Source organism: Paenibacillus sp. R14(2021) (assembly GCF_019431355.1).
Taxonomy (GTDB): domain Bacteria; phylum Bacillota; class Bacilli; order Paenibacillales; family Paenibacillaceae; genus Paenibacillus_Z.
The window spans coordinates 2,427,748-2,439,644 of record NZ_CP080269.1 but is presented as its reverse complement, the minus strand read 5'-3'; the positions used below and the strand labels follow the sequence as shown (position 1 = coordinate 2,439,644).

The 11,897-nt window shown below is 51.1% G+C and carries 14 protein-coding genes; 12 read left to right on the top strand and 2 right to left on the bottom strand.

The features are described from left to right. Positions 1-35: 35 nt before the first annotated feature. From KXU80_RS11555 to KXU80_RS11525, 7 genes are all read left to right on the top strand, one after another. Positions 36-344 carry a hypothetical protein gene (locus KXU80_RS11555; RefSeq protein ID WP_219838316.1) on the top strand — a complete coding sequence of 103 codons (309 nt, stop codon included), beginning with the start codon at positions 36-38 and terminating at the stop codon, positions 342-344. A gap of 270 nt (positions 345-614) precedes the next feature. Further along, positions 615-1,388, top strand: coding sequence for a pirin family protein (locus tag KXU80_RS11550; protein ID WP_219838315.1), 774 nt, complete (start codon positions 615-617; stop codon positions 1,386-1,388). A 13-nt stretch (positions 1,389-1,401) separates the two neighbouring features. Beyond that, the gene (locus KXU80_RS11545; protein WP_219838314.1) at positions 1,402-1,878 is read left to right on the top strand and encodes a MarR family winged helix-turn-helix transcriptional regulator; all 477 of its coding nucleotides are present in this window, start codon (positions 1,402-1,404) and stop codon (positions 1,876-1,878) included. A gap of 183 nt (positions 1,879-2,061) precedes the next feature. Next, the gene (locus KXU80_RS11540) at positions 2,062-2,712 is read left to right on the top strand and encodes a GntR family transcriptional regulator (RefSeq protein ID WP_219838313.1); all 651 of its coding nucleotides are present in this window, start codon (positions 2,062-2,064) and stop codon (positions 2,710-2,712) included. 95 nt (positions 2,713-2,807) lie between these two features. After that, complete coding sequence (locus tag KXU80_RS11535; protein WP_219838312.1) at positions 2,808-4,103, top strand: cytosine permease; 1,296 nt, start codon at positions 2,808-2,810, stop codon at positions 4,101-4,103. A 110-nt stretch (positions 4,104-4,213) separates the two neighbouring features. After that, the gene (locus tag KXU80_RS11530; RefSeq protein WP_219838311.1) at positions 4,214-5,695 is read left to right on the top strand and encodes an amidase; all 1,482 of its coding nucleotides are present in this window, start codon (positions 4,214-4,216) and stop codon (positions 5,693-5,695) included. Further along, complete coding sequence (locus KXU80_RS11525; protein ID WP_258171358.1) at positions 5,692-6,405, top strand: 5-oxoprolinase subunit PxpA; 714 nt, start codon at positions 5,692-5,694, stop codon at positions 6,403-6,405. The genes KXU80_RS11530 and KXU80_RS11525 overlap by 4 nt, the downstream gene beginning before the upstream one ends. Here KXU80_RS11525 and KXU80_RS11520 read toward each other — a convergent pair. Beyond that, complete coding sequence (locus tag KXU80_RS11520) at positions 6,386-6,814, bottom strand: hypothetical protein (RefSeq protein WP_219838310.1); 429 nt, start codon at positions 6,812-6,814, stop codon at positions 6,386-6,388. The genes KXU80_RS11525 and KXU80_RS11520 overlap by 20 nt on opposite strands. Here KXU80_RS11520 and KXU80_RS11515 point away from each other — a divergent pair. From KXU80_RS11515 to KXU80_RS11495, 5 genes are all read left to right on the top strand, one after another. Then, the gene (locus KXU80_RS11515) at positions 6,797-6,976 is read left to right on the top strand and encodes a cytochrome c biogenesis CcdA family protein (protein WP_219838309.1); all 180 of its coding nucleotides are present in this window, start codon (positions 6,797-6,799) and stop codon (positions 6,974-6,976) included. The two genes, KXU80_RS11520 and KXU80_RS11515, sit on opposite strands and share 18 nt — an antisense overlap. A 106-nt stretch (positions 6,977-7,082) precedes the next feature. After that, on the top strand, positions 7,083-7,532 hold the full coding sequence (locus KXU80_RS11510; RefSeq protein WP_219838308.1) for a sensor histidine kinase: 450 nt from the start codon (positions 7,083-7,085) through the stop codon (positions 7,530-7,532). A 129-nt stretch (positions 7,533-7,661) separates the two neighbouring features. Continuing rightward, positions 7,662-9,209 carry a spore germination protein gene (locus KXU80_RS11505; RefSeq protein ID WP_374987785.1) on the top strand — a complete coding sequence of 516 codons (1,548 nt, stop codon included), beginning with the start codon at positions 7,662-7,664 and terminating at the stop codon, positions 9,207-9,209. Positions 9,210-9,242: 33 nt separating this feature from the next. After that, positions 9,243-10,424 (top strand): Ger(x)C family spore germination protein, encoded by a 1,182-nt coding sequence (locus KXU80_RS11500; protein ID WP_219838306.1) that lies wholly within the window; start codon positions 9,243-9,245, stop codon positions 10,422-10,424. Continuing rightward, positions 10,421-10,651 carry a hypothetical protein gene (locus KXU80_RS11495; protein ID WP_219838305.1) on the top strand — a complete coding sequence of 77 codons (231 nt, stop codon included), beginning with the start codon at positions 10,421-10,423 and terminating at the stop codon, positions 10,649-10,651. The genes KXU80_RS11500 and KXU80_RS11495 overlap by 4 nt, the downstream gene beginning before the upstream one ends. Here KXU80_RS11495 and KXU80_RS11490 read toward each other — a convergent pair. Beyond that, a complete protein-coding gene (locus KXU80_RS11490) occupies positions 10,640-11,743 on the bottom strand; it encodes a GerAB/ArcD/ProY family transporter (RefSeq protein ID WP_219838304.1) in 1,104 nt (367 codons plus the stop codon). The two genes, KXU80_RS11495 and KXU80_RS11490, sit on opposite strands and share 12 nt — an antisense overlap. Positions 11,744-11,897 lie beyond the last annotated feature (154 nt).

Genomic DNA, 11,897 nt, shown 5'->3' with positions numbered 1-11,897 from the left:
CATTCAAACATTCATGGACAAGAAAGGTGCTGTTTATGCAAAACGACAAAGGTCCGATGTCAGTCCAAACCGTTATTCGCCTTGCGGATTTCGGAGCTGTTCCGGATACAGGGACAGGGGAAGATACCCAATTGGCTATGCGGCGCGCCATCGAAGCGGCTGCTGCTTCGGAACGGCCGACTACCATCGAATGCGCTTCGGGACGTTACGATTTCTATGCCGACCATGCGATTCGAGCACCTTATTCGATTACGAATACCGCGAGCGAAACAGAAAACCCGGATGTGACGAAAACGATCGGCTTGTTGTTTCGCGGCCTGCGCAACGTCACGCTGGAAATGTGACGTGATAGTAAGGAAAAGGCACTTGGGCAGATGCTCGAAAAATGAAAAGCTATATTCCATGTCTGAGAACCAATGTATCGGAACATATTCATTTTCTAGCCATTTAGTCAATGGTCACGCTATCCACCGTTGCAACTTGAATTTCATAGAGGTGCTGTCGACGTGACAGTGCCCTTTTTCGCATTAGTAGCTGAAGGCAATCGCTTGACGAAATTATATTCTAGTATTAGAATAAATAATATTAGGATATAATTGAAGGGAGCAGATGCAATGAAGATTCAAATTTTAGGTCCAGGGTTACAGGGGAAAGAAGTATTTGACGGCGGCAGAATATTTGCGCAGAAACCGCTTGGTTTCTCCGGCCAAGGTGCGGCTACAGTTAGGCTCGGTCCGCTTTTCTATTGGGCATGGGGCCACGCGGATGCTGAAGGCGGTATCGGATTTCATCCTCATCAAGGGTTCGAGATTATGTCGTATGGTATTCGAGGCAAAGGCCTGCACCGGGACACGCTCGGTACGGAAAGCATTCTGGAGCCGGGCGATATTCAACTTATGCAGGCGGGCTCGGGACTTGAGCATGCCGAAAGAGTCGATGCCGGCTTCGAGAGCTTTCAGATTTGGCTTGAACCCTATTTGAATGATGCCGTAAGACGGCCGCCGACGTACACATTGTTCAAGCACGAAACATTTCCTCAGTCGAGTTCGGACGGCGTGAATGTGAAGACGATCTTGGGAGAAGGTTCTCCGATCCGTAACCTCGTGTCTGATGCGCGCATGGTTGACGTCGAGGTCGAGGTTGGCGCAACCTACGTCCACCGTTTGCTGCCTAACCGAACATTTGCGGGATTGGCGATCAGAGGGGAAGGCGGCTCGATATGGACGACCCGGGAAGATCGCTTATCCTTTAAGAATAAAGATTTTGCCATCGTCCAGGGCAATGAAGAGGGCGAAGTCAAACTCCGCGCCGAAGGCGAGAAACTTCGCATGTTTATTATTGAAATTCCTACTGAAGTCGAATATCCTTTGTATAATAAGGCTAAATAGAGGTGGATGAGGAATGACGGAACGTGATGCAGATGTCCAGGCTCTTGATTTAAGGCTGGTTCGCGTCTTAAGGAAGATGACGGAAACATTATTCGGGCATTTGGAACGCGACATCGACAGTCATGGACTCAGTTTGGACAACTTTCGAATTCTCGAACATCTTTACAACAAAGGTCCGCATGGCGTGCAGCAAATCAGCGATAATTTCTCGATTCCGAGCGGGAGCATTACCTACGTCGTGGACAAGCTGGAGAAGAAGGGCTTCGTGGAACGGGTAGCGATCCCTGGCGATCGGCGCAAAACCAACGTAGCCTTGACGGAAGAGGGAGACCGCTACTTTGCCGCTATATTCCCCAAACATGCGGAGACGATCAGCGATGATTTATCCTTCGCAACGGACGAGGAGAAGCGCGAGCTGATTGCAGTGCTGAAGAAGATCGGGCTTGGCATTCAGGAACGACAAGCGTCGTCGCAGGAAAAGAACAAGTAAACGAAGGAAACCGCGAAAATCGCGGTTTTTTTGTTGTTTGGGCTCAGTTAGGCAGGTGAGCGATATGTTATGAAATCTAACATAAATATGAGAATCAACTTGACGTAATGACCGCCGCTTGTCATAATGAGCTTATCGCTTAAGTGTGATCACATATCACAAATGCTGAGGTGGAAGAAGATCATGAGAGAATTGATTGAAGTGTCTTCGGTAAATTACGAGGTGTACGACCGGTTGAGACAGCGCATCGCGCTTGGCATAATTCCTCCTGGGAAGAAGATCTCGATTCGCACCTTAGCGGAGTCCTTCGGCGTAAGTACGATGCCGGTGCGCGAGGCGCTGCGTAAGCTTCAAGCCGAAGGCTTCATTACCTTCGAACGTCGCAGCGTGACGGTCAACGAGCTTTCAGCGGAAGAAGTCCAGCAAGTATTCACCATTCGGCTGCGATTGGAGCAGCTCGCCGCGGAGTGGTCCCTTGAGCGCGCGACGCCCGATGACATCGGCGTGCTGGAAGATGTTTTGGAAACGATGGCGAATCCGAAGATCGACGTGAAGGAATGGCGCATGCTGAACAAGCTGTTTCATCTTCGCTTTTATCAATGCTCGGGGTCCTCGCATCTGCTGGAGTTGATCAAGAACGTGTGGGATAAGGTGGAGCCGTATATGACGATTTATTCGTCCACGGTAGAGGATTTTCAAGAAGCGCAGGTGCAGCACAGCGAGATGCTGGCGATCATCCGCCAGCGCGACCTTCCGCTGCTCTTGGAGAAAATTGCTGACCACTTGAACTATACCTGCGAGGTGGTTACAAAGGCGCTTGCGAATAAACCCTAAATTCCGGCAAGGAGGTGAATGCCATGACATGAAGACAGCGCGTAATTGAAGTGTTCTGCGGGAGATGAAGAAGTAAATAACGGAGGTGTAGATGTATGACGCAATCAACAACAGACGATCTAGAGCAATTCGAAAGCGAATATGAGCATACGGTGGTTCCTAAGCACAAACGTAAGTCGCTGCTGTCCGTCACGTCCATTTGGGTAGGATTCCCGATGATCATTACCGGTGCGGTTACCGGCGCGACGCTCGTACACGGGCTAGGCTTTGCGCGCGGCATCCTGGCCATGGTGCTCGGCAACGTGCTGTTGTTCGCGTATGTGGGACTGCTCAGCATGCTGGGAGCGAAAGATGGGAACAACTTTTCATTGCAGGCTTCGAGAACATTCGGGCGTAGAGGGTACATGGTTTCTTCCGCGCTTCTCTCGACGCTCGTCATTGGGTGGTTTGCCGTGCAGACGGGTTTAACGGGGGTTAGCATGAGTAGTGCCTTTGGCGTAAATACGGTATTCATCGTGGTACTGGCTGGCGTTCTATATGTCCTGCTTACGCTGCTTGGCATCAAGGCATTGTCCATTATTGGCATGATATCGGCGCCAATCTTCCTTATTCTAGGGCTGTACTCGGCTGTGGAGGCCGTGGGGAACGGAAACGCAGTTATGAGCTATGCCGGTCATTCAGATTCACCGATCGCATTCTGGGTTGCGGTCACGCTCGTATTCGCTTTGTTTGCCGATTCAGGTACGATGACGTCGGACTTTACCCGATGGGCAAAGAACAGCAAGCACGCGGCAATCGCGACCTTCGCGGCATTCCCTGTAGCTAACCTGATCGCCATGCTGATCGGCGGCGTCATCGCAGCGGCCACGCTCACTGGGTCGGGCGATGTGTTCGGCGTCATCGTGGAGAAAGGCGGCGTGCTGACATGGATCGCGGTCGTGTTCCTGTTCATCAATCTCGGATCGGTATGCTCGCACTGTTTGTATAACGGTGCCGTTGGCTGGTCGTATATTACAGGTACCAAAATGCGAACGATGACGATCATCCTCGGGATCATCGGGATCGTTGCCGCCGCGCTCGGAATTTGGAATTACTTCATTAATTGGCTGAATCTCCTCGGCGTCATTGTGCCGCCTATCGGTACTATTATCATTATGGATCAGCTGGTTACGCGCAAGTCGTCGACTGCCATCGACGCTGACATCCGTTACCAGCCTTTCCTTGCATGGGGAATCGGCTCCGCAGCCGCGCTTATCGCTAACTATCAGTTCCCTAGCATGTCTACCGCAATTACCGGCATGCTCGTATCCGCCGTTACGTACGGTTTGATATCCTTGCTATCCAAAAAGACGTCCGTCGTTGCTTCGCAATCGGTCACAGCGAGAAGATAACAGTACCATGGGTATGAGGCGCGTCTGCCAACGCGTCTCTCGCCAAGGAGATTCATTACTGACATTGTAGCATAGAGAATTCTTACTTACATCATATCGGAGTTGATCATATGAGCGCTTTTACGTATAAGGAAGCCACTATAACTTCGTTCCATGACGCATTGAAGGCCAATGCAATCACGGGCGGTCAATTAATGGCGTGGTACTTAGATCGCATAGAAGCTTACAACAATCAAGGGCCGCGTATCCAAGCAATCGTAACGGTAAATCCGCGTGCGATGGAGGAAGCGAAGGAACTGGATGCGTATTTCGACGAGACAGGAGAGCTGAAGGGACCGCTGCACGGCGTGCCCGTACTGGTCAAGGACCAAGCGGAGACGGCAGGCATCGTAACGACGTTTGGCTCCAAGGCATTCGAAGCGTACGTGCCGGACCAAGATGCGACGATTATCAAGCAGCTTCGCGAAGCAGGCGCGATCATCCTGGCGAAGACCAGCATGTGCGATTTTGCAGCGGGTTGGTTCTCCTTCTCCTCGATGACGGATCATACGAAGAACCCTTATGATTTAGAGCGGGAATCCGGCGGTTCGAGCGCGGGAACCAGTGCAGGCATTGCCGCGAATTTCGGTTTAATCGGCATCGGCGAGGATACAGGCGGCTCCATTCGTCTGCCCTCGTCCTTCAACAACTTATTCGGCCTACGCCCCACGACGGGCTTAATCAGCCGCAACGGGTTCTCTCCGCTTGTTCATTTCCAGGATACGCCGGGCCCAATCACGCGTTCGGTCAAGGACGCGGCGAAGCTGATGGATGTCCTGGTAGGCTTCGACGAGAAAGATACGTTCACGGCCGCGACGGCTTACACCTTGGATGCCGGCGGTTACGAAGCCGCGCTTGAAGGCGCTCATATGCAGCAGTACCGCATCGGGGTCCTATCGAATGCGTTCGGACCTGACAGTGATCCGGACTGCGTGCCGGTGAACGACCAGGTCAGGGCGACCGTTGCATGGCTGAAGGAAAGCGGAGTCGAAGTTGTTGAAGACTTAAGCATTCCGGACATCGGCCAATGGATTGCGGATACGTCGCTCTATATTACGCAGTCGAAGAAAGATATTAACCAGTTCCTGTCGAAGCGCCCTAAGGTGCCGGTCAAGAGCTTCAAGGAAATTTACGATGGACAGCTGTTCCATCCTATGAACGATCTGTTCCACGACATTAACGGAGGACCAGATGATCCGGAGAATGACGAGTCCTATTATCAGAAGCGGGTTCGGCAGGAGGAGTTCCGCCGTATGATCGTTCATATTATGCTGGAGCATAACGTGGACTTCCTGCTCTATCCGACTGTACGGGTGCTGCCGCCGAAGCGCGAAGAATTGTACGCCCAGAAGTGGACCTGTCTGACATTCCCGACGAATACGGTCATTGCTTCGCAGTCTGGACTGCCGTCGATGTCCGTGCCTGCCGGATTCGCTGCTCATCTCCCCGTAGGCTTCGAGTTGGTCGGCAAGCCGTTCGCGGAAGCGCAGCTTCTCCGTTTCGCCCACGCGTACGAGCAGCAGGCATCGCCAAGACGAGAACCGTCGCTGTGAGAACGGGCTTGGATTTGAATTGCGATATGGGAGAGAGCTTCGGCATTTATCGGTACGGGGCTGACCAAGAGATGATGCCGCTGATCACTTCAGCCAATATCGCGTGCGGCTTCCACGGCGGCGACGCCCGCGTGATGCGCGAGACCGCAGCGCTTGCTCGAGCTTACGGCGTTCGCGTCGGCGCGCATATCGGACTGCCCGATCGGGAAGGCTTCGGGCGCAGGTTCATGCAGATGTCGCCGAATGAAGTCTATGAAATCTCCCTCTATCAGCTTGGCGCGCTGGAGGCATTTCTTCGCGTGGAAGGCATGACGATGGCGCATGTGAAGCTTCACGGCGCGCTCTATATGATGGCGGCTGGCGACAAGGAACTATCCGATGCGTTCGCCGAAGCGGTCCATGCCTTTAATCCGCTGCTCAGCGTCTATACGCTGCCTGGATGCGAGACGGTTACGAGCGCGTCGCGTCTTGGGCTAAACGTCGTATACGAATATTTCGCAGACCGCCCTTACACGTCCGGCAAGGTGAAGATGTTCGGCTGGACGCCTGAAGAGATCGGATCGCCTACAGAAATCGCGGCGCGAGTCGCCGTCATGCTGGAGGACCCGGCTTATGCCGACATCGGCACGATCTGTGTACACAGCGATACTAACGGAGCGCCTGCCATTATGGGCGCGATCCGGGATCGAGTCACGCAGGAAGCTTTATAAGTAGGCTTATCCAAACCTTGGTCGGTTCCATGCCGTCCAAGGTTTTCTCGTTTTTCGTGACCAAACACATGATCATTTCATAGAAACTGATGATCAGCGTGTAGACCAACTCCGGCAAAGAAAGTCGTAAGCTTGTACTATAGGAAAGGAGCTGTGCATTTTGCCGCTGCTGCCCGTGTATGTTGCCCATCTTGGAGGTGTCGCTCCGGGAATTGAGACCAAATCGGGCGGAACGGGAAGGGTGTGAATTCAAGCCAATTTGATTGGCAATACGTTGTTTTTCATACTTGGGATGTCGTTCGTATTCGTCCTGCTCGGATTCGGAGCGGGGGCGCTCGGGAGTTGGATAAACAACGCATGATTCATCGTCGTTACGGGAGCCGTCGTAGTCGTGTTCGGGATTTTTCAAATAGGAGCGGTGAAGCTGCTCTTCATGCAGCGCGAGAAGAAATTGAACCTTGCGATGAACGGGAAGAAAGGTTTTGCGGCAGCCTTCCTGCTCGGCTTCACGTTCAGCTTCGGCTGGTCGCCTTGTATCGGCCCGATACTAGCGGCCGTGCTTAGTCTGTAGGCTGGCGAAGGGTCATCGCTGCTCGGCGGAGGCTATATGCTCATTTATGCCCTGGGCTTGGCCATTACGTTTCTGGTGCTTTCGATCGTTAAGCGGCGGCAGCGAGATGACGACGATTGAGAAGGAAATGAATCATGTTGCGCAATACTTGTTCATTCAGAAGGAGCGATACGGGGAGAAGCTCCAGTACCGTATTGATTATGACCCGGTATTGGCCAACAAGACGATTCCCAAAATCATTTTGCAGCCGATCGTTGAGAATGCGATTTATCACGGTTTACGGGAGAAGGAAGGGCATGGCTTGCTGGAAATTTCCTGCGGCTATACCGATGGCGGCAGTGTCATGTTCGTCGTGAAGGACGACGGCGTTGGCTTCGATCCGGACGTGCTGAAGAGGGGGGGAGGCACCGAGCACGAGACATCCCTGCCCAAGCTCGGGGGTGTCGGCATTAACAACGTGGATGATCGCCTAAAGCTGTATTTTGGCCAAGCATACGGCGTAGCTCTGCAGTCCAAGCCAGGCGAAGGAACAACGGTCATGATCGTGATTCCGTAAGATGCTGCCTTAACCTGCCGAATAGTTTTGGCGGCGTATGGAAAAATACATGCATCAGCGCTTTATGGGGGGGCACGTTCTGTGAAACGGTTTAGGAGAGGAATACGCAATAAACCCGCGTACAAGTCGATGCCCGAGGTTCATCATGCTGAAGAAGAAGAGAACCCTAAGTTAAGTTCGGATATTGAGCATAATGAGTCGGTGTTTAAGCGTATTTTCGAGAACAGTTCCGATATCGTCTATCGTCAAGTAAGGGTCTCGGGTGAAACCCAGTGGCTGGTTATATACCTCTCGAGTCTGGTCGACGAGAGGCTGATCGACGATCATATCTTGAAGCCGCTGCTGTCGAGAAGCGCTCATCATCCCGAATGGATGGCTGAGAATGCGGAAGCGCTCGATGACGGGATCATTTCCTTGGGAACGTCGGCAACGACATCGGTGGTCACCGACCTGGCTCGCCACATCTTAAACGGCTACGCGATCGTTCTTGCGAGAGCGGGCAGCGATGCGGTGATGGTTAAGGTGAGCGGCAAGGAGAAGCGGGCACTGGAGGAGCCATCCTCCGAGCCCGTCATTCGCGGGCCTAGAGACGGATTTATCGAGAACATTATGACGAATATAGGGATGCTGCGCGGCAGGCTTAAGACATCCAGGCTTAAGATGGAAGCCATCACGCTTGGGGAGCTGTCTCAAACCGATGTCGTCATCACCTATATCGCCGGGATCGTATCCGAATCGTTAGTCGAAGAAGTGCGAGAAAGGGTCAAACGGATTGAAATCGACGGTATTCTCGATTCAGGTTATATAGAGGAATTCATCGAGGATTTACCATATTCTCCCTTTCCGCAGGTACATAGCACGGAACGCCCTGATGTCGTAGCAGCGGAATTATTGGAAGGTAAAGTAGCTATTCTTGTCGATAATACCCCCTTTGTATTAATTGTTCCCATGACGTTCTGGACGGGACTGCAGGCAAGCGAGGATTACTATATTCGCTGGCCCATCGCGACTTTCGTGCGGTGGATTCGCTTCCTGTTCATCTTTATCGCGATATTCGCACCTCCCCTCTATGTGGCGGTGACGACCTTCCATCAGGAAATGATTCCGACGAATCTCGTGCTGAGCATTACGGCCTCGAGGGAGGCTGTTCCTTTTCCGGCTCTCGTCGAAGCTTTATTGATGGAAATCATCTTCGAAGCATTGCGCGAAGCCGGAATTCGGCTGCCCAAACAAATCGGGCAAGCGATCAGCATCGTAGGGGCATTGGTCATCGGCCAAGCGGCTGTACAGGCGGGAATTATATCGGCCCCGGTCGTCATTATCGTATCGATCACGGGCATCGCGGCGTTTACAATTCCGCGGTACAGCTTTGCCAACGGCATCCGGCTGCTGCGCTTTCCGATTCTATTCTTGGCCGGCATGCTCGGACTTTATGGCATTGTTCTTGGATTTCTCGGCATTCTGCTGCATGTCGCGAGCTTGCGTTCATTCGGCGTTCCTTATTTTACGCCTTTAGCTCCACTTAACGCCATAAGCTTGAAGGATGTTCTCCTTCGTGTACCGATGTGGGACAAGACGCGTCGTCCGCAGACGACTGGGGCTAATGATCCCATCCGTGAAGCGAATGATCTGAAGCCAAGTCCAAACCAAGGGAAGCGGCCTGCAGGAAGCAATTAGGACTTGTTAGGTTATGAGGAAAGGAACTTCGGAATGAGAGCTTACCTGTGTATCGGCTTGCTGTGCTCCGTATGGATGATAAGCGGTTGTTGGGACCGTACGGAGATTAATGATCTTGCATTCATATCGGGGACTTCATTTGACTTGACGGATACTGGAGAATGTTGTTTGTTATCCGTACAGATTGCTATCCCCTCTTCCTCTCAGGGGGGACTGGGGGGCGGCGGGAGCGGCCAGCAAGAGAAGTTTTTTGTCTTGTCTGCCGTAGGCAAGAATACCAGTGATGCATTCCAGAAAATCCAGATGAAGAGCTCCCGCAGGTTATTTACCTCTCACCGGAGCGTTATTTTTATAGGAGAATCGTTCGGCAGGCACGGCATAAACGAAGTACTCGACGTTTTTACGCATGATCCGCGTCAACGATTAAGAACATATATCATGGTTGTAAAGGGCGGGGAAGGGCGGGAAATTTTGCAAACGAAATACCCCTTCGAACAGCTGCCTATAGAAGCAGTTAAAGAGATGGAGGGGCTGGGAACCGAATTGGCAGTTACCTTGCGAGACTTCTTTATCACGGCAGCGAGCGAAGGCATTAGCCCCGTCATGGGCGTCATTGAAGCGAAAGATTATTCGGGTGGGAACCAAGAGAAGAACAAGATCTTCAAGCTGGCCGGATCTGCTTTATTCAAGGATTTTAAAATCATCGGTTTCTTAGACAGTAAACAAACAAACGGATTTGCCTGGGCTACGAACCGTAAGAAGAGTGGCGAGATCGATGCCAGTTTGCCAAATGGCAATGGAAATGTGGGGATGCAGTTAAACCATGCCAAGCGCACAATCACTTCTCGAATCATCGGTGATAAGATACAAGTCAAGATTCAGCTGCAGGGAGAAGGAAGTCTACTCGAGAACAATACCGATTTGAATATCAATCGGCCGAACAATCTAAAGCTTGTGAAGCAAGCACTAGAGAAATCTGTCGAAACGGAAGTCAGGGAGGTGGTAGCCGATCTGCAGAAGCGATACAAAGTGGATGCAATAGGCTTCGGCCAAGAAATTTTTCGAGATCATCCGAAGCAGTGGAAAGCATTGAAAGAACAGTGGGATCTTAAATATCCGCAGGTGGATCTTGCGATCGGAGTGAAGCTCAATATCAGCGGCTCCGGGATGTCGGGTACTCCGCTGCAGCTGAAAGAAAAGGAGATCAAAAAATGATCGCTGAAGTTGCGGGCTATGTACTTGCAACACTTGTATGGTCTTTTATTCGAGTCCAATCCTTATTACGAAGACAAAAAAACAAAGAAGCGGCGATTTACGGTGGTTTAATGGCCATATCGGTGGTCATGGGCGCGCTATTGATTGGCCGAGTAAAACTTCCAAGCTTTACCGTTCCCCTCCAGCTGATCTTCGAACCCATTGGGAAAATGCTGTTAAAGTCGTAAGTTGTCCACGCTGCTTCTTCTAATCGTGTCGACCATCAGCAGCGCTAACGGGATGAGACTATGATTAAAAAATGCCGCTAAAGGGAATGTAAACGCAAGATAATTATTCAGCTCCGCCCCATTCTTGAAAATCCAAACCGTTCCAACGACGGATAAGAATGTCGCCGGAAATACGATTTCGCGATAATTTCGTATGCCGAAGAGTTGGCTTATGCTTAAGCTGAAAATAAATAACGATATGGCTACTTTTACAAAACAGCCCATCACCCACAGGGCGACCGCGATGGACTCAAGACGTTCGAAGGAACCTTCGATTCCGACATATTGAATGACGCTCAAAAAAGAAAAGGTTAGCTTTCCCGTCAAAGGGCCAAGCACCGTGATGGTAAGCATAACAACGGTAATGACGAGAAGGGCAATGCCGGAGAGCGCGATCAGCGAGACTTTGCGCGCCTTGCGCGGTTGATTTAAATAAGGAAGGAGCCATCCCAATATAAATAACTGATTCATGTACCCGCCTCCCGGGCTGACCGCGCCTTGCAGCATGGGTAATAGGCCATCCCCTAATACAGGCTTTAGTTGATTGAAATTTACATCCCCGAGCGTCAGAATCAGAATCGGGATCAAATAAAACAAAATGAGGATGGTAATAAACTCGTTACATCGTGCGATAACCTCCAGACCCGCGATCGCTGCTAGACCGCATAAGATCAAGAACGTCAGGCTGGTTACGATGGAAGGGCTTTTCGGCAGCAGAATCGTATTAATAAATCCCGTGTGCTGCATCGAGATTGTCGTAATCGAAACATACCAATAATAGATGTAATTGATCGCGATTAATCGCCCGATCCATTTCCCAACGATTTTGGAGCTGTACTCGATGATCGTTAAACCCGGATATCGATTCGCCAGCACAGTCATCACCCAAATACTAACGAGTCCCGATAGAGCAGCAGGAAAAACCGAGATCCATGCGTCGCGTTTTCCAAACATGGTCATAATTCCAGGAACGTTTAACAAGTTTGTGGAGACGATAAAAGTAAATAGGAGTAAGCCTAACTGGGTACCCGTGATTTTTTCTGATTGCTGCATCACTTGCTCTCCTTTATCGCACAGAGGTTGTTCCAAGTATTTACACGATAATAGCCCTTTATACGGATGAATAGGGCCTATTAACGTGTTGGGAACGGTCAGTAAAATATATTCTTTACTGGTCATTCCCAATATGGTAAGATGGGATTCGAAA

Coding starts and splice junctions, on each gene's coding strand:
- KXU80_RS11555 (WP_219838316.1), top strand. CDS start 36: ATGCAAAACGACAAAGGTCCGATGTCAGTCCAAACCGTTATTCGCCTT.
- KXU80_RS11550 (WP_219838315.1), top strand. CDS start 615: ATGAAGATTCAAATTTTAGGTCCAGGGTTACAGGGGAAAGAAGTATTT.
- KXU80_RS11545 (WP_219838314.1), top strand. CDS start 1,402: ATGACGGAACGTGATGCAGATGTCCAGGCTCTTGATTTAAGGCTGGTT.
- KXU80_RS11540 (WP_219838313.1), top strand. CDS start 2,062: ATGAGAGAATTGATTGAAGTGTCTTCGGTAAATTACGAGGTGTACGAC.
- KXU80_RS11535 (WP_219838312.1), top strand. CDS start 2,808: ATGACGCAATCAACAACAGACGATCTAGAGCAATTCGAAAGCGAATAT.
- KXU80_RS11530 (WP_219838311.1), top strand. CDS start 4,214: ATGAGCGCTTTTACGTATAAGGAAGCCACTATAACTTCGTTCCATGAC.
- KXU80_RS11510 (WP_219838308.1), top strand. CDS start 7,083: ATGACGACGATTGAGAAGGAAATGAATCATGTTGCGCAATACTTGTTC.
- KXU80_RS11505 (WP_374987785.1), top strand. CDS start 7,662: ATGCCCGAGGTTCATCATGCTGAAGAAGAAGAGAACCCTAAGTTAAGT.
- KXU80_RS11500 (WP_219838306.1), top strand. CDS start 9,243: ATGAGAGCTTACCTGTGTATCGGCTTGCTGTGCTCCGTATGGATGATA.
- KXU80_RS11495 (WP_219838305.1), top strand. CDS start 10,421: ATGATCGCTGAAGTTGCGGGCTATGTACTTGCAACACTTGTATGGTCT.
- KXU80_RS11490 (WP_219838304.1), bottom strand. CDS start 11,743: ATGCAGCAATCAGAAAAAATCACGGGTACCCAGTTAGGCTTACTCCTA.